Source organism: Rhodohalobacter sp., assembly GCF_034521535.1.
Classification (GTDB): domain Bacteria; phylum Bacteroidota; class Rhodothermia; order Balneolales; family Balneolaceae; genus Rhodohalobacter.
This window is the reverse complement of the sequence record NZ_JAXHMF010000006.1, coordinates 918,280-943,990: the sequence shown is the minus strand read 5'-3', so window position 1 is coordinate 943,990 and position 25,711 is coordinate 918,280. Positions and strand designations below refer to the sequence as shown.

Annotated in this window: 17 protein-coding genes; 12 read left to right on the top strand and 5 right to left on the bottom strand. The window is 44.4% G+C overall.

Features of this window, described 5'->3' with window-relative positions; genetic code table 11:
• Positions 1–9 precede the first annotated feature (9 nt).
• The 6 genes from U5K35_RS16385 to U5K35_RS16360 all read left to right on the top strand — a co-directional run bounded on the left by U5K35_RS16385 (position 10) and on the right by U5K35_RS16360 (position 9,366).
• Positions 10–1,188: a phosphopentomutase gene (locus U5K35_RS16385; RefSeq protein ID WP_416221646.1), complete on the top strand. Its 1,179-nt coding sequence runs from the start codon at positions 10–12 to the stop codon at positions 1,186–1,188.
• 165 nt (positions 1,189–1,353) lie between these two features.
• Positions 1,354–2,208 carry an RNA polymerase sigma factor RpoD/SigA gene (locus U5K35_RS16380; RefSeq protein ID WP_322572580.1) on the top strand — a complete coding sequence of 285 codons (855 nt, stop codon included), beginning with the start codon at positions 1,354–1,356 and terminating at the stop codon, positions 2,206–2,208.
• 200 nt (positions 2,209–2,408) lie between these two features.
• A complete protein-coding gene (locus tag U5K35_RS16375) occupies positions 2,409–5,291 on the top strand; it encodes a ligand-binding sensor domain-containing protein (RefSeq protein WP_322572579.1) in 2,883 nt (960 codons plus the stop codon).
• A 24-nt stretch (positions 5,292–5,315) separates the two neighbouring features.
• Positions 5,316–5,948: a response regulator transcription factor gene (locus tag U5K35_RS16370; protein ID WP_322572578.1), complete on the top strand. Its 633-nt coding sequence runs from the start codon at positions 5,316–5,318 to the stop codon at positions 5,946–5,948.
• Between the two features lie 309 nt (positions 5,949–6,257).
• Positions 6,258–7,736: a hypothetical protein gene (locus tag U5K35_RS16365; protein WP_322572577.1), complete on the top strand. Its 1,479-nt coding sequence runs from the start codon at positions 6,258–6,260 to the stop codon at positions 7,734–7,736.
• Between the two features lie 70 nt (positions 7,737–7,806).
• The gene (locus U5K35_RS16360; protein ID WP_322572576.1) at positions 7,807–9,366 is read left to right on the top strand and encodes an outer membrane protein transport protein; all 1,560 of its coding nucleotides are present in this window, start codon (positions 7,807–7,809) and stop codon (positions 9,364–9,366) included.
• A 22-nt stretch (positions 9,367–9,388) separates the two neighbouring features.
• On the opposite strand, the gene U5K35_RS16355 is transcribed toward U5K35_RS16360, so the two are convergent.
• The 5 genes from U5K35_RS16355 to U5K35_RS16335 form a co-directional block, all read right to left on the bottom strand.
• Entirely contained in the window at positions 9,389–9,898 is a 510-nt protein-coding gene (locus tag U5K35_RS16355; RefSeq protein WP_322572575.1) for a CIA30 family protein, read from the bottom strand.
• 313 nt (positions 9,899–10,211) lie between these two features.
• On the bottom strand, positions 10,212–12,605 hold the full coding sequence (locus U5K35_RS16350) for a transglycosylase domain-containing protein (protein ID WP_322572574.1): 2,394 nt from the start codon (positions 12,603–12,605) through the stop codon (positions 10,212–10,214).
• Between the two features lie 1,304 nt (positions 12,606–13,909).
• Positions 13,910–14,701 (bottom strand): ABC transporter permease, encoded by a 792-nt coding sequence (locus U5K35_RS16345; RefSeq protein ID WP_322572573.1) that lies wholly within the window; start codon positions 14,699–14,701, stop codon positions 13,910–13,912.
• Between the two features lie 10 nt (positions 14,702–14,711).
• On the bottom strand, positions 14,712–15,353 hold the full coding sequence (locus tag U5K35_RS16340) for an ABC transporter ATP-binding protein (RefSeq protein WP_322572572.1): 642 nt from the start codon (positions 15,351–15,353) through the stop codon (positions 14,712–14,714).
• Positions 15,354–15,377: 24 nt separating this feature from the next.
• Positions 15,378–16,946 (bottom strand): amidase, encoded by a 1,569-nt coding sequence (locus tag U5K35_RS16335; protein ID WP_322572571.1) that lies wholly within the window; start codon positions 16,944–16,946, stop codon positions 15,378–15,380.
• A 202-nt stretch (positions 16,947–17,148) separates the two neighbouring features.
• Here U5K35_RS16335 and U5K35_RS16330 point away from each other — a divergent pair, with 202 nt between their 5' ends.
• The 6 genes from U5K35_RS16330 to U5K35_RS16305 all read left to right on the top strand — a co-directional run bounded on the left by U5K35_RS16330 (position 17,149) and on the right by U5K35_RS16305 (position 25,690).
• Entirely contained in the window at positions 17,149–18,180 is a 1,032-nt protein-coding gene (locus U5K35_RS16330; protein WP_322572570.1) for a LacI family DNA-binding transcriptional regulator, read from the top strand.
• 111 nt (positions 18,181–18,291) lie between these two features.
• Positions 18,292–19,485: a glycoside hydrolase family 53 protein gene (locus tag U5K35_RS16325; RefSeq protein WP_322572569.1), complete on the top strand. Its 1,194-nt coding sequence runs from the start codon at positions 18,292–18,294 to the stop codon at positions 19,483–19,485.
• 39 nt (positions 19,486–19,524) lie between these two features.
• Positions 19,525–21,909: a glycoside hydrolase family 2 protein gene (locus U5K35_RS16320; protein ID WP_322572568.1), complete on the top strand. Its 2,385-nt coding sequence runs from the start codon at positions 19,525–19,527 to the stop codon at positions 21,907–21,909.
• Positions 21,910–21,925: 16 nt separating this feature from the next.
• The gene (locus tag U5K35_RS16315) at positions 21,926–23,032 is read left to right on the top strand and encodes a glycoside hydrolase family 53 protein (RefSeq protein WP_322572567.1); all 1,107 of its coding nucleotides are present in this window, start codon (positions 21,926–21,928) and stop codon (positions 23,030–23,032) included.
• Between the two features lie 17 nt (positions 23,033–23,049).
• Positions 23,050–24,033 carry a hypothetical protein gene (locus U5K35_RS16310; protein WP_322572566.1) on the top strand — a complete coding sequence of 328 codons (984 nt, stop codon included), beginning with the start codon at positions 23,050–23,052 and terminating at the stop codon, positions 24,031–24,033.
• Between the two features lie 19 nt (positions 24,034–24,052).
• A complete protein-coding gene (locus U5K35_RS16305) occupies positions 24,053–25,690 on the top strand; it encodes a sodium/sugar symporter (RefSeq protein WP_322572565.1) in 1,638 nt (545 codons plus the stop codon).
• Positions 25,691–25,711 lie beyond the last annotated feature (21 nt).

Below are 25,711 nucleotides of genomic sequence, written 5' to 3'. Positions count from 1 at the left end.
GAATGTGAGTTGATGTCAAGATTTTTTGTAGTAGTTATTGACGGATTGGGTATTGGTGCACAAGAAGATGCCGCCGAATATGGAGACGAGGGAACAAATACATTGGGTCATGTTTTGAAGGAGACCGGTGTGAAACTTCCCAATTTTGAACGGCTCGGCCTTGGAAACATAGAACCACTTAAAACCGTGGATAAATGTAATCAGCCGCTGGGCAGTTATGGAAAGATGCGTGAAGTATCCGCCGGTAAGGATTCAACAACCGGACACTGGGAAATTGCCGGTATTCATCTGGATCAACCGTTTCCAACCTATCCTAAAGGATTTCCTGAGGAAGTAATCCGGAAGTTTTGTGAGAAAACAAAAACGGATGGCGTTCTGGCAAACCTTCCCTACTCAGGAACGGATGTGATTCGCGATTATGGCGAAGAGCATATAAAATCAGGCAAGCCGATTGTGTATACGTCGGCTGACAGTGTTTTTCAGGTAGCCTGCCACGTAGATGTGGTTTCGCTGGAGAAATTATATGAGTGGTGCGAGTATGCCAGAAATGAAGTGATGGTTGGAGACCATGCGGTTGGTCGCGTGATTGCCCGTCCTTTTCATGGTGAGCCCGGAAACTTTGAAAGGTTATCAGATGACAGGCATGACTACTCTATGACACCGCCAAAGCCAAACCTGCTTTCTCTTCTGCAGGAAAACGGTGCAAAAACCTACACGATCGGTAAAGTGATAGATCTTTTTGCAGGTGAAGGTTTCGACCAATACAGGCGTACAAAAAGCAATGCGGAGGGGTTGTCGCAAACATTGAGTCTGATGAGCGCGAAAGTTGACAACAGTTTTGTATTTGTGAACCTGATCGACACGGATCAAAAATATGGCCACAGGCAGGACCCACAAGGATTTGGGGAAGCTCTTCAGGAAATTGATCGTGCATTGCCTGCTATGATCAGTAAACTGGATGAAGGGGATTTACTGATCTTTTTAGGTGATCACGGAAATGATCCCACAGATGACAGTACAGACCACACAAGAGAGTTTGTCCCTTTGATAGCAGTAAACGGTTCACAAAAACCCGGGAAAGATCTGGGTATTAGAAGTACATTTTCGGACGTATCGGCAACAGCACTGGAGTATTTCGGCATAGAGAATTCGCTGCCGGGAACTTCTTTTCTTGATAAAGTTAAATAGATGAACCATTTGCCTGCGAATGTAAATCGAATTTCAAAAGAACGCATTTTGTTCGTATCTTAGACAGTTCGAGTTTGGGATGTTCTACAACATTATTCATCACGGCTCGTTTCAGTAGCAGATCATACAGGCGCAAGCACAACTTTAAAGAAATCTTTTTATAACGTGGCAAAAAGTTCAGGAATTTCTACCCGCGAATCTGAATCTTTAGATCGATACCTACACGAAATTGGAAAAGAGAAGCTCATTACTCCCGACGATGAAGTTCGTTTGGCCAAAGAGATTCAAAAAGGATCACAGAGAGCACTCGAAGAGTTAACTAAAGCTAACCTCCGTTTTGTCGTTTCAGTTGCAAAACAGTATCAGAATCAAGGTTTATCTCTCGGAGACCTAATTAACGAAGGTAATCTTGGCTTGATTAAAGCAGCCAAACGATTTGACGAAACCCGTGGATTTAAGTTTATCTCCTACGCTGTTTGGTGGATTCGTCAATCAATTTTACAGGCACTGGCCGAGCAGAGTCGTATTGTACGTCTGCCCTTGAACCGTGTTGGAGCCTTAAACAAAATTGGTAAAGAACTTTCAAAGCTGGAGCAGGAGTACGAACGTGTACCTTCTGCAGCTGAACTTGCTGAAAGTTTGGAAATGACCGTATCTGAAGTAGCTGATACACTGAAAATTTCCGGTCGTCACCTCTCTATGGATGCGCCGTTTGCCCAGGGTGAAGACAACCGATTGCTGGATGTTCTTGAGAATGAAGAGATTCCAAATCCCGATAATGAATTGATGGGCGAGTCTCTGAAAGTGGAGATTGAAAGAGCACTTTCTAAGCTCACTAAAAGAGAAGCTGAAGTGATCAGGCTCTACTTTGGTATTGGCCGTGAACACTCGTTAACTCTGGAAGAGATCGGAGAACGTTTTGATCTTACACGTGAACGAGTTCGTCAGATTAAAGAAAAAGCACTGCGAAAACTTCGCCATCACAACCGAAGTGCTGCCCTCAGAGCTTATCTCGGCTAACAATTATTTTTTCTTATAAGATTTGAAAAAGCTCCATTTTGGGGCTTTTTCTGTTTTTGGGAGGGATTAGCAGATCGATAATTTTGCTTGATTGATTTTCTGAATTTGTCCGGATTTACATTTAATGTCTTAACCGGATAAACTAAAAACCGCATGAATATGTGATTTGCTCCTTTGGCGGAAGTTGTTAGCTTATTTTGATGACTCTTAGCAAAAAAATAGCGGTATTATTTCTAACGATCTTTTTCGTTCAGGAATTGGCCACCGCCCAGATCCTTCCGTTCCGCAACTACTCTATCGAGTTCGGGCTGAGTGAGTCGGTGGCGCACGATCTGATCCAGGATTCAAAGGGTTACATCTGGGTGGGCACCGGATATGGGCTCAACCGGTTTGACGGTAAAAGCTTTCGTCAGTACTACGAAGAGAATGGCCTATCAAACAACAGGGTACACACTCTTTTTGAAGACTCAGATGAAAATATTTGGGTGGGTACCGAAAACGGTATTACCGTCATTAAAGAGGATTCTCTCCACACTCCCGAATATTTATCAGAGCTATCTGATATAGCGGTACTATCATTTTTCGAAGATTTTTTGGGCACTATCTGGATAGGTACTGCCGATAATGGGTTATGGAGGCTGAACAGTGATAATAGTCTAGTTCACTATAGCGAAGAAAACGATCTTGGAATCATTACGGCAAATGATTTAGCTCAAACTGAAGATGGTGTTATTTGGGTGGCTTCTAATGAGGGACTTTTCCGGCTGGAAGATGGAAAATGTGATCATTTTGGGGATGAAGAAGGCCTGCCTGAAGTTAGGGTGCAGAGTGTTGTTGTTGATCAATACAATCGCCTTTGGATTGCATCCCGTGAAGGTCTTGTGCTCTTCAGGGATGGCGAATTTCAGCTATTCAACCAGCAGCAAGGGCTGAATAATAATCAGGTACTTACCATTACCGTGCAGGCTTACGACCGAATCTGGGTTGGGACCGAAAACGGACTCTCACTTTTCAATGGCCGGTCTTTTACAAATTACAACCGGGAAAACGGATTGCCCGCAACTACCATCTACTCAAGTATTATTGACAGGGAGGGAAATCTTTGGCTGGGAACACTGGGAGGAGGTATCACACACTACTCGGGTGAGCTGTTTCATAGTTACAATATTGATACCGGTTTACCCAACAATGTGGTAACCGGATTTACTGAAGATCGAAATGGAAATATCTGGATTGCTACCTATGGAGGCGGAGTAGTCCGATTCGACGGAGAAAATCTTCAGGTATTTGATGAAACGGACGGACTGCAGGACAACAAAGTTTATACATTTTTGGAAGACAGCCGAAATCAATTATGGGTTGGTACCCGTGAAGGTATTTCAATATACGAAGAGGGGAGATTTACAGATTTTGAAGCCTTTGATATCAACTTCCAATCGGTGAGGAGTATTCACGAAGATACAAGTAAAAGTGAGTTCTGGATTGCGACTTATAACGACGGAGTTTATCGTCTGCGTAGTGACGGGTATGATCATTACAACACTTCCAATGTGCTGCCCAACAATACCGTAATGGACATCAAACAGGATGCAGACGGTACGATATGGCTGGCTACTTACGGAGGGGTGGTGAAGCATCAGGACGGGGAATTTGAGACTATTACTATTGCTGATGGGCTTCCGAGTAACGGGGTTATTCATATTTTTATAGATCATCTGGGAGAGAAATGGTTTTCAACATTCAACGGTCCGGCCCGCTACCGAAATGGTAGCGTAGAAAGACTTATCCGATCAAACCAGGTTGAAACCATCTTCTACTTTACAGTTCAGGATCGTGAGAACAGGTATTGGATCGGTACCAACAGGGGACTCTACCTGTTTCGAAAAGATGAATTTTATGATTCAGAAAATGAACTTGAGCGGATGCTCTCCTACCGGACATTTACCAACAGCCAGGGGTTGATTGCCAATGAGCTGAATGCGGGCGGTTCATTACTGGCTTCAGACGGCACGATTTGGCTGGGAACTGTGGAAGGACTGAGCCGATTTTTTCCCGACAGAATTGAGAATAATAATACGGCTCCGGGACTCGAATTTGAATCCCTATCCATTAGCGGACGCGATGTAGACCCCGGAAGGGAGTACCGTCTAACTCACGATAATAACTTTTTACAGGCTACAGTAACCGGACTAACTTTCGAGGCGCCTGACCAGATCATCTATCAACATCGACTCGAGGGACTTGATGATGAATGGACGATAACCCGGGAAAATGAAATTCGTTATCCGGGACTGCCGCCGGACGACTATGCATTACAGGTTAGAGCTTATAATGCAGATGGAGCACGGAGTGAAAATATTTCGGAATTTAAATTTTCGATACTGCCTCCTTTCTACTTCCAGTGGTGGTTTATTCTTTTGGCCACAGCTCTATTTTTAGGCCTGATACTTTTTATTATTCACTATAACAGGGTGAGTAAGCAGGTGGAAATTGAAAAAATGAGGGTTCAGATAGCCAGCGATCTACATGACGATGTGGGCTCATCGCTGACGGAGCTCGCTCTTCAAACCGATTTTTTGCAGGCAGGAGAGATCAGTAATGAGATGCGCGACACTCTAAGTCAGCTGGGAGAGCAAAGCCGAAAAATTGTAACCAGTCTGGACGATATTGTGTGGTCGATTGATGCCCGAAATGATACAGCAGGTGACCTGACCGACCGAATGCAGGACTATGTAAATCAGGTGTTCAGCAATAATCAATGCGAGGTTATCTATCATTTTGATGACCTGAAAATGGATGAAAAACTACCGGTTCAGGCAAAAGAAAATATTTACTTGATATTCAAGGAGGCAGTGAACAATATTGTCAAACACTCAAATGCCACTCGGGCTCAAATCCGATTTTCCTTTGATGGAAATAATTTTAAGCTAAATGTGGAAGACAATGGAAATACTGCAAATAAGGTTAAAAAGTCGGGGCAGGGCCTCAGAAATATGCAGTTAAGGGCTGACCGGATCGGAGCGGATCTAAGCATTCAAAACGGCCAGGGATTTTCAATAACGGCATCAGGCCGTGTATCCTGATGAACCACCAAAAGCGGAGCAGTTATGATTAAAGTTGGAATTGTAGAAGACAATGTAAAAATCAGGAATCTGATACAACGCTATCTCGATATGCAGGATGGAATAAGCTGCAGTGTAGCCGTCGATTCGGTAGAGGAGATGCTGGACTATTTAAAAGAGAAAGAACTGCCGGATATTCTGCTGATGGATATCCAACTGCCCGGCATGTCGGGAATTGAGGGAATAGGGATTATCAAACAGGATTATCCCGAAATCGATATTATCATGCTTACCATTTATCATGATTCGCATAAAATTTTCGATTCACTGAAAGCTGGCGCCTCAGGATATCTGCTTAAACATACTTCACTGCCTGAAATTAAGGACGCGGTAGAGGATTTGGCAAAAGGCGGGGCGCCGATGTCGCCTCAGATTGCACGCAAGGTGATTCAATATTTCAATACAAACCAGGTTAAAAAGAAACCTGAATCAGATCTCACAGCTCGTGAGCAGGATATTGTAAACGGATTGGTTGACGGACTCAGCTATAAAATGATTGCCGACAGATATGATATCTCGATTGATACGGTGAGAGCCCATATTCGGAATATCTATAAAAAGCTGCATGTAAATTCAAAGGCGGAAGTAATCGCCAAATCGTTAAGAGGCGAAATTTAGACTTTTTGGCACTACAGTTTCAAAAGGTCAGACATTAGCTCTAATTTTAGATCGATGGTGATTATAATGCAAGATTATCTATAGTCTGTTATTTAGGCTTACCCATTTATTTTTACCTGCAACACTGTATGCCATTCTACGTTATAAAGAGAGTGGAGTTCATGATTTAGCATGGATTAAGAAATTAAAAAACCATACTAATTTGAAGATTTTTACATTTACTAGCATGGATATGTGATACAATGTTAGAAACCTGTTGTGTATTTTTACTGTTGAAGGTACAGAACTGTTAATAAGCCGGAGACCGATATGAAATTCAAACTACAACATCTCGCGATTTTAATTGCATCAGGACTATTTTTATCCGGTTGCTACACACAGGTAAAGACTGTCCATTCAGATCGAGGCTACTATCCTGCTTCCACTCAACCTGCACCGGATCGCCGTGCACCGGTTGAACAGAGAGAAGGCCAGATAGTTAACGAAGATGATTATGTATTGGGCTATGAGGACGGCTGGGACGACTCCGAAGAGTACTACTTTAAAGATTATGAAGCGAAGGAGTGGTACATGAATCATGGTATTGATTTGGCGCACGACAGATATGTGCGAAGATCATACAGTTCTGTACAGCATCATTACTACTATCCTTATCATTTCAGTTCGTGGTATACACCGCCGTTTTACAGATATTACGGTCCGGCTTATTACGGGCACAGTTATTTTGCCGTTCGGTTTTACCAGCCACATTTTAGCATAGGATTTGGATGGGGTTATCACGATCCATACCGATTTTATTATGATCCTTACTCTTACTATGGCAGTTATTACAGTGGATACTGGGGATATAACAGTGGCTATTACGGCCGCCCGGTAATTGTTTATAACACCAGAACCGTGCAGAGAGATTATGGTCCACGAAGTACAGGATTGGCTACAAGAGGTAATGTTGTGCGAAATAGAACTGCAACCGTACAAAGTAGCAGAAGCGCTATTCGAAGCAATGCTAGATCTACTCAGGTCAACAGAAGCAGGAGCGCAGTTAACAGAACCAGATCATCGAGTGCTATACGCTCCGACGCAAGATCCAGAACCAATAGCAGATCTACTGTTAATCGGTCAAGAACAAATACCAACCGTTCATCGGGTACTGTAAACCGATCTCGGTCAAATAATAAGAGCAGTGGCTCTGTAAATAGAAATCGATCAAGTTCGAATAATCGAAGCCGTGGAACCGTAAATAGGAGTAACTCTTCAAGCCGATCGAGCGGAGCCAGCACCAATCGTAGCCGGTCTAACAATAATGACAACCGTCAACAGGCTTCTATTGGTTCAACCTCAAGCCGCACATCAACCTATGTTGCGCCAAGGTCTGAGGGAAATAGAATCAATGTTGGCAATAACATCACAATTAATCGAAGATCAGTTACCTTTAATCGATCAGTTAATCAATCTGCAGTCAACAGAAGAACAATAAATGCTAAAGTTCCAAACCGGATAGGAAATACGAATAGTCGGCAAAATCGATCGTCCGGTTTCTTAAGATCACTGGGACGCGCTTTAGGAAATGCCGCTTTAGAAGGAATAACCAACAGCAGCAGATCGTCCTCATCCGGTGTTAATAGAACAAGAAGCAGTAACAGTTCTTCCCGGTCAACCGTAAATCGGTCATCAAGTAATAATCGCTCAAGCAGCGGATCTGTAAAACGATCATCATCTAATAACAGATCCAGCAGCGGAAGTTCGTCCAGGAAACGCTCATCGTCATCATCCAACAACAGAAATTAATTAAATTCAGCCGAGTGTAATACCACTCGGCTTTTAATTTTCACCGTTCTTCCAAATCTACAGGAGAAGTATGTTTAAAAATGCTATAGTTTCGGCTCTTACACTTGGTTTACTTTTTATTGTGGGGTTAAGCCAGTCATCGGCACAGAATGCCAATCCGTTAAATTCACTGCTCTATAGTAACCAGGCAAACATGTTTAGTTCTCAAGGAAGTGCAATGGATCCGGTGTCGATTGTAATGCCGGGTACCGCATACGCCGGAGGGTTTGGATCATTTCTGGATAACCCTGCCTCAGCAGCTCTCGTTAATCAAAGTTACGGTCAGTTTGGATTGGCATATACCAATGTTGAAGAGTCAGTGCAGTTTGCGAACAGTTCACCGTTATTAGATGACAGTCAGTTTAATCTTTCAAATGCAGGATTTATTTACTCTTTCCCTACATCTCAGGGGAGTTTGGTAGTGGGGGCAGGATACAATCAGCATACTGTTTTTAACAGAGCTCTTCGTTTCAGTGGAAGAAATGAGCAGACAACCATCACCGATCAGTTTAAAACTCCCGGATCAACCTATGCGGATATTGCATTTAACACGTTTGCCATAGATTACGGCGATGAGTTTCAGGATTGGGACGAATCCATATTTCGAATTGGTTTCGATGATTTTGGTGATTATCTCGGTGTTCAACAGCAGGGAGAGATTTTTGAGAGTGGTTATGGAGGAGAGTACAGCTTTTTTGCGGCTACCGAATTTCAGGAAAATTTGATGATTGGAGTAAGCCTGGGCGTGTTAAACGGACAGTACAAGTACGATCGCCTATTCCAGGAAGTGGATAATTTCAATATATACAGCAGCGACTTTATTGATTCAAACGATGACGGCACCGGAGACACCGATATAGATAATATTTTGCTGCAGGATCAGATTCGCAGCACGTATACCGGAATTAAACTTCGAGCAGGTCTTATTTACAAATTGGCTGAAGTATTTAATATTGGTGCAAGTTATACACTGGGTACCCGAATGCAGATTGAAGAGAAGTTTGATGCGAATATTCAAACCACCTTTGATAATAGCGTTACGTTTGAGGACGAGTTGAACAGTGAGTTTACCTACTATGTTGAGATGCCTTCCCGTGCATCAATTGGGTTTGCTCTGAATGATGTGAATAGTATTTCTATCTCCGCATCGGCCGAGTACGTAGACTATGCCGGAACACGAATAGATTTTAATGACGGGTCTCTTTTTGAGGACGAAATTGCAGAAAATGAATTTATTGAGAGTAATTTCAGGCCAGTTTGGAATTTAAGGGGAGGAGTAGAGTTTAAGGTTAATGAAGGATTTATCCTTCGGGGAGGCTACGGTTTTCTACCGAGTAAGTTTGAAAACGGTACCGATGATCGCAGTATATTTTCTTTCGGAACAGGTATTTCCGTAAATGACAATATCCAGCTTGAACTGGCGATGCAATACAAGTACTGGGATGAAGTGTCATCTGTATATGACTACGCGGATTACGACTACTCAACTCTACCGGACGAGCCGCCAACATTTACAACTCGATCCGAAAATGCTTCAAGAAGCGTAGATCGGTTAATGCTGCTTTCTACTCTTCGTTTTAATCTCTACTAAGAATTGGCATAGTGAGATGAGTTTACGGTATGGCTTCTATTTTGTTGACTTCCAGCCGAAACTTTCCACTCTGTTTGTCACTGATTAGAAAACCGAAATGAGAGATGTTCTTCAGGTCAAGCTGCGGAGCATCTTTCGGTGTGCTGCCTCTGTAAGTAGGTTTAAAAGAGCTAAATGGCAGGACAATTTCTGACCATTCATCTTTCTCTGTTTCAAATCGGTGCTCGTACCAGTACGCCGGATTTGAACTGTCCGGATTAGGTTTTAGTCTGAAACTATACCGACTCCCATCTCCCTTAACCTTAAGCCGTACTGCCTCAAAACCGAATAGATTGAGAGGTTCCTGATTTCTCACCGAAGCAAACCCTCCGTTATTTTTTAGCGATATCTCTCCCAGAAATACGGCATGTCCGTCAGAGTTGATTTGAAAGTGACTTTCAGATAATCCACCCATCACATCATCATTGACAATACGCCATTTTTGATTTGCAAGGTTTGTAAAATCGGTAATTACAACAGGGAGTTGTTCCATAAATAAAAACAAGATGAATTGGTTTATGAGTAGAACAAATTGAGATTGAGATCAATTCACACAGTAGTTTTGAAAATGGGGATTTATCAATGAAAGCACCGGGTTACTTTTCATACTATAAAACCAAACTTTAAAACTATTTAAATATACAATAAGTGTATGTTAACTAACATTACATGTATGTTCTGAAATAGATTTGGCTGAGTGGGCGGGTTCATAGTATATTATTAGGAGTTGCTTCAAACAAATCCCTCCCAAGCAACAATACCCCTCCTTACTTCGTGTAAAAAACTCAGAACACCGAATCTGTCCTTTAGTTTTCTTTATCCTTTTCCTTGGTGAGTCCTAATTTTCTGCCAATTCTTTTGAAAATATTTCCCTTTCTCTCATCATCGTCATCCTTTTCGCCGATCACACGCGGTTCATCGCTGCTTTGTCCGGTGAAAAAATCACGAATTCTGTCTTTAATGCGATCATTCCGGGTGTCACTGCACGCAAGTGAGTAGGGAGTGTCAACCTGCTCAGGTCGAAAGTTAGATGATTGTGCGGGCAGATTATCTTGCTGGTTCAAATTTTGTAAAAAGATTCCGGCAATAGGCAGCGCAGTCTGAGATGCGTAGGCAGGGTATTCGCGAAATCTTACTCGATTATTCCATCCGCCAACGCGGGTTCCAAACACGAGATCAGGCGTGAATCCGATAAACCATCCGTCGGTAAAATTCTGAGTGGTTCCGGTTTTACCGCCCAGTGCATGACTAATTTGAAAACGAGAGCGCAGCGGTGCTCCGGTCCCTTCATTCACAGTTTTTTCGAGCATAGCAACCATTGTAGCGGCGGTTTCATTTTTGATTCCGCTTGGTGGTTGAGTAGAAAATGGTGTTTCAATCTCAAGGCCGCCGGATACAGGTAATTCTATAAAATCGCTTTTTGATGCGTCATCTGCTTCGTAAATAAGCATACCGTTATCCGCGTAGATTTTGGTGATAAAAATAGGTTCTACCGGATCGCCATCGTTTAAAAAAGAAGTGTATGCTGTAGTCAACTCCATCAGAGACATCTCGGCGGTACCCAGAGCTACCGAAGGGCCATCGTGTAATGAGGCGTTGATTCCCATATTCCGGGCAGTTTTTCTGATCGGTTCAATGCCGGTCTCGGTGGCCAGCTGAACGGCTACCGTATTGACCGATTGAGCCAATGCCGCCTGAAGCGAGTACCGACCGCCATATTCCTGATTGTTGTTTTGGGGAGTCCAGTTATCATACTCGGCATACTGTGCCAGAATATTTCTCTGATAATCGCATGGTGTTCTGCCCGATTCTATCGCAGCCGCGTAGAGCACTGGTTTAAATGCGGATCCGGGCTGACGCGATGCGAGTACCTGATCATATGGAAAGTGGCGAAAGTCGATTCCGCCCACCCACGCCAACACATATCCGGTTTCGGGATGAATGGCGTAAAAACCGGCGTTTAAAAAAGTGAGATAGTGCCGGATTTCATCGTAAGGAGAGACCTCCATTTCACGGTAGCCATTCCAGGTGTAAAGGAGTGATGGAACCGGCTCATGAAGAATTTCTTCAATTTCATCTTCTGAAATTCCCTCCGCTTTGAGTCGTTTGTACGACTCGCTTTGATGCCATACACGAAGTACTTCAGGATCCTCTTCACCAAAAATCGGGCGGTTTTCTATTTCCCTGTCAAATATTGCCTGAAGCTGTTTCATCTGATTTTTCACGGCATCTTCTGCTGCCCGCTGCAGCCGGGTATCAAGAGTGGTGTGAATAGTCAGTCCGCTGTTTGCCGGGTCCTGGCCAAGTTCAGGTTGTGTTTTGAGGGTGTCCAGTATGGATTCCAGCTCTTTTTGAATCTGAACTTTGTAGTAGGGTGCGATATTCTGTATTCCGGCCGATCGATCGTAGGCAGTTGAGAGCTCGTTATTGATCTGTTCCGTCAATTGATCCTGCTCAATCAACCCATACTTTTCCATCTGAAGCAGTACCAGGTTTCTCCGGGTCTTGGCCCGCTCCGGATTTCGATGTGGATTGTAGTAGGTGGTTGCCTTTAATACTCCGGCTAAAGTTGCCGCTTCATCCAGGTTTAAATCAGAAGATGATTTACTAAAAAAGCGATAGGAGGCCATCTCAATACCGAACGTATCCTCCCCGAATGAGACGTTGTTGAGATAGAGCTCCAATATTTCATCTTTTGAGTAGACCGATTCAATTCTGGTTGCGATGATCATTTCGCGCAGCTTATCAGTGACGAGCAGAAGTCCGCCGTTTCCTTCCCGCGGATAGAGATTTTTTGCAAGCTGTTGTGTAATCGTGCTGCCTCCGCCGGCATTTTGTCCCATCAGTATGGTTTTAATAAAAACTCGGGCCAGGGCTCTGTAATCTATGCCACTGTGCGATCTGAACCGAATATCTTCAATCGCCAGGAGAGCATCCACCATTTTTGGGTTGATTTCATCCAGTGACACGTAGGACCGGTTTTGATCCCCTAAGCTTCCCATTTGAATCCCATCGGATGAGATCATCACGGTAGCATTGTCCAGATCAAGTTTGCTGAGTTCTTTGGTACCGGGAACAGGACCGAAAATACCGGTAAGAGTCAGCAAAAAGATGAGGAGAAAGATTGCAACAGGTGTGAGGAGAACTGCTGAGAGAACTTTTTTCCAAAACGGAAAGGATGCGTGACTCTTTTTTTTCAAAGCGAAGAACGTAGCTAAATGATTATGTGATTGCGTTCAATTTATCATAAACTTTGTACCGGGTGAAATGTTTCTTAAAGACTCAAAACCTGCCAGCGTTTTGCGGAGCAAATCCTGACAGCGTCTGGGTATCGATATCATTGGATTGTTGAGATATGTTGATTGGAGAAATAAATCTGCGTGTTCCGCCTCTGTAATATTATGCGGTTAAGATGATTCTCTCTGATCGGCGGAGAATGGAATCTTCGTTAATTCTTCCCCGCGCTGACGCACAGCCTGTCCCGATGTTTTTGATCGGGAAGGCTACTCTCGGTTCATCCCTGCGGGATTTTTAAATTATACAGCAAATTTAGTTCAAATATGAAAGCTTGTGAAACAGCTAATAAAAATCGCAGTTCGTTGTTCGTCCATCGGTGATTCGCAGTTCAATAATCCCGTCCATTAGATTGTCTGCCTCGTAAGATTATTGAGAGTTGTCTGAATAATCATCCTGTGCAATGGGGTCGTCTGACTCATTGAATGGATAGATAAAACAATTCCGATGTGTTATCGCCTCTACTCAACTGTGCGCTCCAAACCGATCTCTCTGATCGGCGACAAATTTTAGGCAAATCCATTGCCCCGGGTTACGTTTCACTCCACCCGAGGCTATTGTTGTGCCACCCCTTCAGGGTGTTCGTTTCAATAATTGCGATGGGTTTTATAGTGAAGAGTAGATAAAATGATTGACCAAAATCACAGTTCGTTATTCGTCCATCGGTGATTCGCAGTTCAATAATCCCGTCCATTAGATTGTCTGCCTCGTAAGATTATTGAGAGTTATCTGAATAATCATCCTGTGCAATGGGGTCGTCTGACTCATTGAATGGATAGATAAAACAATTCCGATGTGTTATCGCCTCTACTCTATTACGCGCTCCAAACCGATCTCTCTGATCGGCGACAAATTTTAGGCAAATCCTTTGCCCCGGGTTACGTTTCACTCCACCCGAGGCTATTTATATGCCACCCTTTCAGGGTGTTCATTTCAAGAGTTCAAATTGCTGTTATTGCGTCTAGAGTTACAAAATGTGTGAGCAAAATCGCAGTTCGTTGTTCGTCAATCGGTAAATCGTAGTTCATTTACCCATTTGCAACGGGTTGCCTGCCCCCTTTGAATGGTTTGATTCTAAGCCGCGAAATAACCTATCCAGATGTTTATGATCGGGAGGGCTTACTTTCGGTTCAACGCCGCGGGATTGGAGGAAAGGCAAAATCTGAAGAGAATAGAAGTGATATAGCTCAGCATTGGTATTCCAGGTTTTCTAATTCTTAAGGATCGACTCATCCAGCATGTCATTTTCAAAGAAAACCGTTCGATTACAAAGTTTGATGGCGAGGTAAACGGATAGAATGGTACCTGAGAAGATGGCAAGCATAATCATGATCTGATACTGTATGGCAGTCATAGGAGAGCTGCCGCTCAGGATTTGTCCGGTCATCATACCGGGAAGAGAAACCAGCCCTATGGTTGCCATGGATGCGAGCGTGGGATTCGCCGATTTTTTAAGAGCCGTTTGAAAAAATGGGTAGAGAGCTTCACTTCGGCTGGCACCGCAGGAGAGGAAGAACTGAAACCTCTCTCGATTCTCTTTCAGGCTATAGTAAAAGTCGTTGATACCGATTACGTTGCTTCGCAGACAGTTGCCGAGCACCATTCCGGTAATGGGAATGGCGTACTGTGCCTCTAGCAGTTCAGGCAGCTGAATCACCAGTTCGAGAAAGAAAAAGTTAATCAGCACAATGCCAAAGAATGTTGCGGCAAAAACGGGTATGAGCAGCTCTTTTTTTCGGCTCAGCTCACTCCGGTCAATGGTGGCGAAGTCAGCTACAATTACCATCACCATAATCCAGGCGAGGTTTATCCATGCGTTGTTGAGCTCAAAAAGGTATTCGAGATAGTATCCGACAAAAATAAGCTGCAGCGTCATTCGTACGGTGGCGATGAGCATTTTACTGTTGAGTCCGGTTTTGTAATAACCCAGAATAGCTGCAGGAATCAGGAGACTGATAAACGCGATCGAGAGTTGAAACCAGCTGAGTTGAATGATATCCATAATGGTTCCTCTATTGGTTTAGGTCTATAACTTTTTCACAACGCTCCACCCAAAAAGAATCATGAGAAGTGGAAAGAACTGTTCTGCTGTTTTGGTTGAGCAGTAAATCGGCAGCTTTCGCCTTAGAGTCGTGATCCAGAGCTGAAGTGGGCTCATCCAATAAAATGAAAGACTGATTGAGCATCACGCAAATGGCCAGACCAACACGTTGTCGCTGTCCGGTTGATAAATCAGAGTATGACTTTTGTAGAATTTCATCCGGATTTAAGCCAAAATCATGAAGAGTAGATTCAATTTTGGATTGATCAGGCTCATTTTTTTTGTGAGCCTGAAACGTGAATGGAAAGAGAATAACGTCTTTCACCAAACCGGTCCCGATATTCAGATCCTGAGGCAGCCATGAAGAGCTCTTCCTCAGGTTTCGAATAGTTTCCGGTTCCTTCAGCGAATTACCCTGATATAAAATTTCACCCTGTTGAAGGGATTCAAAACCAAGAATTAACCGAAAGAGTGTGGTTTTACCGCTGCCCGAATCTCCCTTCAGGACAACCCGATCACCCTTGTCAATTCTAAAATTGAAGTTGTCAAAAATTACCTCATCACCGTATTGGAAATGAATATTTTTGCCTTCGAGCAGTGGGGTAGAGCTCATCTTTCAGGTTGTTCTGAGTATATTTTAGTTCTTGAATTCCGGGATGATTCGATGTTGAGTCGCCTGTTCGTATGCGTAAGCAATTTCCAAAAGAACAGGTTCGCTCCATGCTCGTCCAAAGAATGAAACACCCACCGGCAGTCCGTCCAGTTGCCCCATCGGCAGGGTGATAATCGGATACCCTGCACGCGCAGAAGGTGAACTGGAGGAGAGTGAAAAATTATCTCCAAGAGTTAAATCCGTTTTCCATGCGGGTGAGCCGGTTGGAGATACAAATGCATCCAGATTGTTTTCATCCATTACTCTGTCAATTCCCTCGTCCCGGCTGTGAAGGAGCATATTTTCAAGTGCTTCCCTGTACTCTTCTGATTCCAAATCACCTTTTTCAGCAGCCATAAGAATGAGATTTCTGTCAAACTTCTCAGTTTCTTCAGGGGTGTTTCGTGTGAGCTCAGCAAGCTCCTCAATACTGGATAGAGGTGCGTCATCACCGAGTGATTCGAAGTACTTATTCAGGCCGTCTTTAAACTCATAGAGTAGAACCTGAAAGGCGTCACCGCCAATGTTGGTTTCGGAAATCTGGTCAATTTCGATTACCTCAGCACCCAGTTCTTCAAGCTTGCGAACCGTTTCGTGCATCAGGGTATCCACCCGAAAGTGATTGCCCATGGGCTGCGTAAAAAATCCTATGCGCTTGCCTTCCAATCCGTTTTCATTCAGGAACTGTGTATAATCTTCGTGGATGTGTTGTTCACTTTCAGAGGTTTTGTCATCATCCGGATCCACGCCGGTTGCGGCACTCAAAAGAATAGCGGCATCGCGAACGGTTCGAACCATAGGGCCGGCGCTATCAGTCGTATAGGATATCGGAATAATTCCGCTACGGCTCCACAATCCTATTGTCGGTTTGAAACCAACTATTCCATTTGCGTTTGATGGACATACAATTGAGCCGTTAGTTTCCGTGCCGATTGCCAAAGCAGTGAGATTTGCGGATGCGGCAACTCCCGGTCCGGAACTGGAACCGCAGGGATTTCGTGTAATATCGTAGGGATTATTTACCTGACCTCCCAGACCGCTCCATCCGCTGGAAGAAAAACTGCTGTGGAAGTTAGCCCACTCACTTAAGTTTCCTTTAGCCAGAATGATGGCTCCTGCTTCACGAAGTTTCTTGACAATAAATGCGTCTTCAGGCGGGACAGATCCCTCCATGAACCGTGAACCGGCCGTGGTAGGCATGTCAAAAGTATCAATGTTGTCTTTTAAAATAATGGGCACACCGTGCAGAGGCCCTCGAACATTGCCGTCGCGTCGTTCACGATCCAGTGCGTCGGCAATTTCCAGCGCATTGGGGTTTACGGTAAGGATTGCATTTAAAGCGGGACCATTTCTGTCAATGTCTTCTATTCTGTCCAGATAAGCCCGGGTAACCTGAGAGGCTGTTAGATTTCCATTCTCGTATCTTTCCTGAAGTTGGTCAACTGTAATCTCTTCTAGTTCTAAAAGTTCAAATAGCGAATCATTTCCTGATTGAGAACATGCCGAAACAAAAAGAAAAATGAGTGTTGAGTAAAAGAGCAATGTTGTTTTCATACGGTATTGGTCAGTTAGAGTATGGATAGAATAAAGCGATTATCGGGCAGTGTAGCAACAATTCAGTATGGATGGACATTTCAGAACAGAGAAATTTGAGTGTTGTTTGCGCTGAGCAATTTAATTTTAAGTGAATTATTCGCATTATCCGTAGAGATTATTGTAAAAAGTATATAGGAATTATTGTCTAAATCTATTCGCTTTGAGAAAAAAAGTTACGTTGAAGAATATTGCTGAAGTTCTGGATGTCTCGGTTATGACTGTCTCCCGGGCGTTGAACGATAAATCCAACGTCGATAAAAAGACAAAGGAGAGAATCGTCCAGAAAGCAAAAAGCATGGGGTACACTCCAAATCGTGTGGCAAAAAGCCTCGTCTCCAGAAAAACACAAACAATCGGAGTGGTGATACCCGAGATTACACACTCCTTTTTTCCGGAAGTAGTACGGGGCATTGAAGAGGTGACCTACCGATTGGATTATCAGCTGATTTTGACGAACGCCAATGAACAGTTTGAACGGGAACAGCACGCCGTAAACACTCTTCGATCTCAACAGGTGGACGGTATTTTGATCTCATCCTCTCAAACGGTGGAGGACTACTCATTTTACAAGGAGATTTTGGAATCGGATACCCATCTGGTTTTTTTTGACCGCTGTATTCAGGGAATCGGGGCCAGCAGCGTGCACGTAAACGACAGAGAGAGTTCGGAGGCGATAACACGTCATTTAATTGAGCAACATCAGTATAAAAAAATTGCTCATTTAAGCGGACCGAGAGAAGTAACGATTGGCCGTGAACGATATATCGGATATCAAAATGCACTGGAAAAAAGCAACCTTCCTCAAAAAAGTGAGTGGGTTATAGAGGCCGGTTTCAAAGAGGAAGGAGGGTATAATGCAATGAAAAAAATTCTGGACCTCCCTCAATCGGATCAACCCAGGGCAATTGTATGCGTGAACGATCCGGTTGCATTTGGTGCCATGGAAGCTATCAAAGAGGCCGGAAGATCGATACCGGACGATTTTGCAATCACCGGATTTTCGGACGAAATCCGGGCACCGCTTGTTGAAGTTCCGCTGACAACCGTTTATCAGCCCGCCTATGAAGTTGGACGCCGGTCGGCTGAAAAGCTTTTGAAGCTGATTGACAATGAAAATGAACAACCTGAAGATATTGAGATTCAGGCCGTAATCAAGATTCGACAATCCTGCGGTTGCAAAGCTGATCATTAAAATGTGATTGGATACAGTTGAATTCTTTTGAAATTATTCTATATTGATAATAAATGTTAACGATAACATTTTAATATCTGCTGATACTGAAAATTCTTTAAGTTCAAAGATATGAGTCACTTATACAGTTTTATTATCGTAATGCTGTTATCTACAGCCTGCTCCTCTGATTCTTCGATTGGGCCTACCATAAATGACGGAAATGAGCAGCCCACAGAATCTGATCCTGTCTACTATTCAACGGATCAGTTTGTAATGGGAGCGGATCTCTCTTATGTAAATCAAATTCTGGATCATGGCGGTACTTACTCGGTAGATGGAGAGGTTGAGAATCCGTATAAAATATTTGCCGATCACGGAACAAATGTGGTTCGTCTCAGGCTTTGGCATAATCCGCAGTGGGTTCAGGATGAGGTTTATGAAGATCCGGAAAAACCACTTTACAGCGGTTTTGAGGATGTAAAAAAGGGTATTGAAGAGTCTAAAACGCAGGGGATGGCGGTCAATCTGGATTTTCACTATTCAGATATATGGGCTGATCCCTCGCATCAGGATGTACCGGCAGCCTGGATGGAGATTACGGATATTGAAGTGTTGAAAGACTCGGTTTACAACTATACCTACCAAACGCTCGAAAAGCTAAACGATGAAGGTTTGATGCCTGAATTTGTGCAGATTGGAAATGAGACCAACTGCGGGATGATGTTTACCAACGCTCCGGAAAATTTTCCATCTCTGAACGGGTGTAATGGCAATTGGGAAAATCTGGGTGCTGTGATCAACAGCGGTATACAGGCAGTTCGGGAAATAAGTGCGAATTCAGAAACGGAAACGAAAATCATACTCCACATCGCTCAGCCTGAAAATGCAGAGTGGTGGTTTGAGAATATCACAGCGGATGGCGGAGTATCCGATTTTGATATCATAGGATTATCCTACTACAGCCAGTTTTCGGATACTCCACTCAGCGGACTGAGCAGCTATATTCAGTCGTTTCGAACTACATTTGAGAAAGAAGTGATGATTGTAGAGACGGCCTATCCATGGACGCTGGAAAATGCCGATAACTACACAAATATTTTTGGAGAGAATTCTGTTGAGCCGAACTATCCGGCCACAAATAATGGCCAGCTTGAGTATTTAACTGACCTAACGCGGGCGGTGATAGATGGCGGCGGAAGCGGAGTGATGGTTTGGGAGCCGGCCTGGATCACATCGAACATGAAAGATCTCTGGGGAACCGGTTCATCCTGGGAGAACAACGCCTTCTTCGATTTTAATGGAGAGCTTGAACCGGGGTATTGATTTTATGACAACCGATTACGAACTGTAAACCACTTCAATATGAGATATTTAAGTCTATTGCTTGCTCTCCTAATTGTGTCTATCGGGTGTAATCAGACTCCGGACAAAACAGAATTTCAAGATCCCACAACCTTGAATTTCAATAAGGAGTGGGAGTTTGTAAAAGATATCGATCCGGAAGTAACCGAAAGCCTATTTGATCGAAACAGCTCATTGGAGTGGGAAAGTGTGTCTCTTCCTCACACCGCACATATCGAACCGCTTGTGATATCCGATCAGCAGTGGCAGGGCGATGCGTTCTATCGCAAGTTTTTTGAGTTGAAACCTGAAGACAAGGACAAACATATTGCATTGAGATTTCATGGAGCCATGCATGAAGCGGATGTCTGGCTCAATGGAGAGATGATCCGGAAGCATAAAGGCGGATATCTTCCATTTGTAGTAGACATCACTGACAAAGTGAATTTTGAGGGTGAAAATACGCTGCTGGTGAAATTGAATAATGAGAACAACCCTACTATTCCGCCCGGCAAACCGATTGAAACGCTGGATTTCAACTGGTTCAGCGGACTTTATCGAAATGTGGATTTGTTGGTTGATCCGAAGATTCACATCTCTGATCCCATTGCGGCAGATCGTGTCTCAGCCGGCGGTGTACTCGTAAATTTTACGGATGTATCCGATGAATCCGCCACCGTAAATATTCAGACCGATGTAGAAAATTTTGACGTGACTGACGGAACTGTTTCCGTTAAAACCGTTCTGAAAGACAGCACCGGGCGTGTTATTTCTGAACAGATCAGCGATCCGGAAAATATAGAACCCAACAGCTACCACCTTTTTGATCAGCAGATAGAGGTTGATCAGCCGGAGTTATGGTCGCCGGATTCCCCCTATCTCTACACGCTGACGGTAGAGTTGCTTCAGGATGGGGAAGCGATCGATTTTTGGCAAAAGCGAATTGGAATCAGAACGATCTCTTTTAACGAAGACCATCAGTTTGTTTTGAATGGAGAGCCGCTTCAGTTGCGCGGCACCAACCGGCATCAATCTTATCCGTATATCGGATACGCACTCTCGGAAAATGCTCAATTCCGGGATGCCTATAAGATCAAGGATGCCGGTTTTAATTTTATCAGGACAGCCCACTATCCGCCGTCCACAGCATTTCTGGAAGCTGCTGACGAGCTGGGGCTGCTGTTTATGAACGCGATTCCAGGCTGGCAGTTTTTCGGGGACGAGGAGTTTCAGGAGCTGGCCTTTCGGGATATCAGGGAGATGATTCGTCGCGATCGCAATCACCCGAGTATTGTGATCTGGGAAGCCTCGCTGAACGAATCTGATATGCCTGAATCCTTTATGGAGCAGGCCCATGAGATTGTTCACGAAGAGCTTCCTTTTGAAAATACATACACCAGTGGCTGGATCGATCACGCGTACGATATCTTTATACCGGCGCGTCAGCACGCCTCACCTCCTGAATATTGGGCAAGCTATCCAAAGGAGAAGCCACTCTTTATCGCGGAGTATGGCGATTGGGAATATTACGCTCACAATGCAGGATTCAATCAGGATGCCTATGAAGATCTGCAGGAAGAGGAGCGAACTTCACGTCAGCTTCGTGGCGATGGTCAGGTTCGGCTGGCTCAGCAGGCGCTTAATTTCCAGGAGGCGCACAACAGCAACCTGCAGGGCTGGGCGTTTGGCGATGCCAACTGGGTAATGTATGATTACAATCGCGGTTACGATGTGGACCTGGAGGCGTCCGGAATACGGGATATTTTCAGGCTGCCCAAGTTTGCAAACTACTTTTACAAGAGTCAGGGCGGACCGAACCTGGATTCTGAGGCAGAATTCAACAAGCCGATGATCTACATTGCCAACTTCTGGTCTGATCCTGATTTCAAAACCGTCAAGGTTTACAGCAATACCGATGAGGTTGAACTGTATTTGAATGATGAACTCATTGAGCGCCGATCTCCGGACAGCGATCGTGTGTCGACGCATCTCAACCATCCACCGTTTACATTTGAATTGGATGAGTTCGAGCCGGGTAGGCTGAAGGCTGTCGGTTATCTTGACGGGGAAGTCGTTGTGGAAACAGAGAGAATCACGCCGGGCGAAGCGAGAGCTGTACAGTTGAGTATCGACAAAAGTGGCCGGGAACCCGAATCAGGACAGAATGACGTGCTGTTTGTATACGCGTCAATTCTGGATGAAAATGGCACCGTGGTTCCGGATGCTAATCCCGAGGTTTTCTTTGAAGTAGAAGGGGATGCCGAACTGATCGGATACAACCCGATTGAAGCTGAAGCCGGTATTGCAACCATACTGCTGAAGGTAGGAGAGAGCCATGGAGAGATTACGCTGCGTGCTCTTTCAGACGGATTGAGATCAGATGAATATCAAATATTAGTTAAGTAGAAAAATTGGAGGAGTGATGAAAGTAATGATGATTAAAAGCGGACTATTGTCTCTGGTCATATTCTTGTTAATCGGGAAATCCGGATTCTCTCAGGAAACACAGGAGATGAAACAGCAGGTGGATATCACCTATGCCATTGGAGCCGATCTTTCATTTTTGAAACAGGCTGAAGAGCAGGGAGTCGAGTTTATGGATGCCGGTGTTGTAAAACCGGGCCTGGAAATATTTTCAGATCACGGGTACAACTGGATTCGTCTCAGACTATTTCATACTCCGGATGAACTGCCGAATGATCTGGAATACACGATCGAACTGGCTCGGGAAGCGCAAGAGTACGGATTTAAATTTCTTTTAGACTACCACTACGCCGACAGCTGGGCCGATCCGGGAAAACAGCCGATTCCAGCTGCATGGGAGGGACTTTCGGTAGATGTACTTGCTGATTCCGTATATGAGTACACCAAAAACACGATTACTGCATTTCGCGAAGCAGGCGTGATGCCGGAGATGGTTCAGATCGGGAATGAGACCCGAAACGGGATGCTCTGGCCAACCGGAAAACTGCCCGAAAACTGGGACAATTACGCTAAACTTTCCAAAGCCGGAATTGATGGAGTGGATGCAGGGCGTGGGCAGGAAGCGCGGCCCATCATCATGATTCATTACGATCAGGGGGCCGACAAAGACGGAGCCCGTGCATTTTACGAAAAGTTTGAGTCGTACAATATCCCTTACGATATGATTGGGTTGTCGTACTATCCATGGTGGCATGGAAATCTGCTGGAGTTCAGAGCTAATCTGATTTCGCTAGACCGGCATTTCGATAAAGATATCATGCTGGTGGAGACCGCCTATAACTGGCGCCCGAGTGAATATGAAAATGCGCGGCCACCCTATCCTGAAACGCCTGAAGGCCAGGTGGATTTCCTGGAATCAGTCAATGAGACACTTCTCAGTATTAACAGTCCGAAGATAAAAGGGATTATGTGGTGGGAACCGGCCGTAATGGGCGGCCTGCGATCCCGCGGCTTTTTTGATGACGACGGCAATGCACTGCCTGTAATCAATGTGTTTGATAAATATCGTTTGGGTCGGCTGGATAACGAAGGGATGCCGGATTAGCAGTTTAACAGATCATTATGCTCGAAAAAACAGACAAAGAACATCGTGTTGTTGCTGGTTCTCAAAACAGGGAGTTGGTCATTAATGGCCGGCTCCTTGTTTATATCTTACCGGAAATGGGTGGGAAGATCACAAATATTATTCGTAAAAGTTCCGGAACTGAGTTTTTAAAACAGCCGGATCAGGAATTAACAGAGACTCAACTTCCCAATTACGGGCAGGAATTTCTGCCACCTTATGCCGCCGGTTTTGATGACTGTTTTCCGACTGTTTCTCCCTGCTCGATTTCTAAAAAAGGTGAGATCATTGATCTTCCCGATCATGGAGAACTCTGGACATCAAAATGGGAGGTTGAACTGCCCGGCCCCGGAATAAAATTCACCACTTACGGAACAAAAATGAGCTATCGTTTCACAAAGTGGTTACGTCTTGAAGACGAATCGTTAGTCATAACTTATCGTGTAGAGAATTTAAGCGATACCACCATACCCTTTATCTGGTCATCACACCCGCTGCTAAATGTTGATCCGGAAGATGAACTGATTTTACCACCTGAGATGAATGAAGTTTTGGTGGATGGGATGACGGAAGAGGAGATAGGGCAATTTGGAGACCGGTTGTCATGGAGCGATTTAAAATCCGGTACGCTCCCGTTTGATCCTTCAGTTGTACAGCCTGTGGAGACCGGGTTTGCAGGTAAGTTCTTCTCAGAAAAACTTCAAACCGGTATGGCCGGAATCTATCGGAAGCAGACTGATGAATCTCTGCTCTTTCAGTTTGATACGGCTGAGATCCCATATCTGGGAATTTGGCTCTGCTATGGAGGCTGGCCGGAAGAGTCAGCGATAAAAGATCTGACGGTCGCTTTGGAGCCGTGCATTGGTCGTCCGGATAGCTTAAGGAAGGCGATGGAGTGGGGTGAGAACATGGATATTGAACCATCAGGAATGCGAGAGTGGTCAATGAAAATCACAATCGAAGACGGAAAATCTAAAATTTAGAAACCAACAAATTGATCATATGGAATTCGCCTTAATAGATACAATCGTTTTTGTGGCATACGCTTTGGCCATTGTGGGGCTGGGCTTGTGGGTGTCGCGTGAGAAAGAAGGTTATCAAAAAAATGCGGAAGATTATTTCCTTGCCGGTAAATCGCTTCCCTGGTGGGCAATTGGCGCATCGCTGATCGCGGCCAATATCTCTGCTGAACAGATTATTGGGATGTCGGGATCAGGTTTTGCGGTGGGACTTGCCATCGCATCCTACGAATGGATGGCCGCTGTTACGCTGATTATTGTCGGTAAATATTTTCTGCCGATCTTCATCAAAAAAGAGCTTTTTACCATTCCGGAGTTTATCGAGTACCGGTTTAATACCACTCTTAAGACAATTCTGGCGGTCTTCTGGATCGCGCTTTTCATATTTGTGAATTTAACAACGGTGATGTACCTGGGGGCCCGTGCACTGGATACCATTATGGGAACCGGTGATGGAAGTCTGCTAATTCCCGCTTTAATTGGATTGGCTTTTATAGCCGCGGCTTACTCACTGTACGGAGGATTATCTGCCGTGGCCTGGACAGATGTTCTGCAGGTGATCCTGTTGATTATCGGCGGTACGGTGACAACCATTGCCGCCCTGAATCATGTAACTCCCGACGGTGGAATTTTGAACGGCATGGTTCACATCTACGATGTAGCGGGCGAGAAATTCAACATGATTCTGGATAAGTCGAATCCCGAATATTCCAATCTTCCGGGAGTGGGTGTTTTGATAGGCGGTTTATGGGTCGCCAATCTCTACTACTGGGGCTTTAACCAATACATCATCCAGCGAACACTGGCTGCTAAGTCGTTACAGGAGGCTCAGAGAGGAATTATATTTGCGGGATTTTTGAAGCTCATCATTCCTGTGATTGTGGTCATTCCCGGAATTATCGTATACGTTCTCTATGTACAACCGGAGGGAACCACAATCATACCGGGTATAGCGGATGTATTTACCAATCCCGATGGAAGTATCGTTTATGATAATGCCTATCCGTGGTTAATCCGCGTATTTTTAACACCGGGCTTTAAAGGCTTGGTTGTAGCGGCACTTGCGGCGGCGATTGTCTCTTCGCTGGCCTCGATGCTCAACTCCATTGCCACGATCTTTACAATGGATATCTATCGCCCGTATTTCAACAAAAATGCCACCGATAAGCAGACCGTAAACACCGGACGAATTACGGCTGCAGTAGCACTTCTGATCGCCATACTTATGGCACCTCAACTGGCCAATGTCCCGCAGGTGTTTCAGTACATTCAGGAGTATACAGGACTGGTGAGCCCCGGTATTCTGGCTGTGTTTATCATGGGACTTTTCTGGAAGAAAACAACCACGAAAGGCGCAATTTATGGTGTCTTATCATCAATCGTGATTGCATTGCTGCTAAAATTACCGGCGCTTGAGATGCCATTCCTCGATCAGATGTTGTATACGCTGCTAATCACGATCGTAATTATTGCAGGGGTCAGTTTAACAACGAATCCATACGATGAAGATCCGAAAGCGATTCATACCACATCTGAAATGTTTAAGACCGGACCTGCTTTCAATATCGGAGCGTATGCAATTCTGATTATTGTAGCGGTTCTGTATGCCGTGTTCTGGTAAAATTATTTTGTGATTACTGAA

Excerpts from the sequence above, each read along its gene's own strand:
- U5K35_RS16320 (WP_322572568.1), top strand. The coding sequence starts at position 19,525 with ATGAGATATTTAAGTCTATTGCTTGCTCTCCTAATTGTGTCTATCGGG.
- U5K35_RS16315 (WP_322572567.1), top strand. The coding sequence starts at position 21,926 with ATGAAAGTAATGATGATTAAAAGCGGACTATTGTCTCTGGTCATATTC.
- U5K35_RS16325 (WP_322572569.1), top strand. The coding sequence starts at position 18,292 with ATGAGTCACTTATACAGTTTTATTATCGTAATGCTGTTATCTACAGCC.
- U5K35_RS16335 (WP_322572571.1), bottom strand. The coding sequence starts at position 16,946 with ATGAAAACAACATTGCTCTTTTACTCAACACTCATTTTTCTTTTTGTT.
- U5K35_RS16360 (WP_322572576.1), top strand. The coding sequence starts at position 7,807 with ATGTTTAAAAATGCTATAGTTTCGGCTCTTACACTTGGTTTACTTTTT.
- U5K35_RS16340 (WP_322572572.1), bottom strand. The coding sequence starts at position 15,353 with ATGAGCTCTACCCCACTGCTCGAAGGCAAAAATATTCATTTCCAATAC.
- U5K35_RS16345 (WP_322572573.1), bottom strand. The coding sequence starts at position 14,701 with ATGGATATCATTCAACTCAGCTGGTTTCAACTCTCGATCGCGTTTATC.
- U5K35_RS16310 (WP_322572566.1), top strand. The coding sequence starts at position 23,050 with ATGCTCGAAAAAACAGACAAAGAACATCGTGTTGTTGCTGGTTCTCAA.
- U5K35_RS16355 (WP_322572575.1), bottom strand. The coding sequence starts at position 9,898 with ATGGAACAACTCCCTGTTGTAATTACCGATTTTACAAACCTTGCAAAT.
- U5K35_RS16370 (WP_322572578.1), top strand. The coding sequence starts at position 5,316 with ATGATTAAAGTTGGAATTGTAGAAGACAATGTAAAAATCAGGAATCTG.
- U5K35_RS16375 (WP_322572579.1), top strand. The coding sequence starts at position 2,409 with ATGACTCTTAGCAAAAAAATAGCGGTATTATTTCTAACGATCTTTTTC.
- U5K35_RS16365 (WP_322572577.1), top strand. The coding sequence starts at position 6,258 with ATGAAATTCAAACTACAACATCTCGCGATTTTAATTGCATCAGGACTA.
- U5K35_RS16305 (WP_322572565.1), top strand. The coding sequence starts at position 24,053 with ATGGAATTCGCCTTAATAGATACAATCGTTTTTGTGGCATACGCTTTG.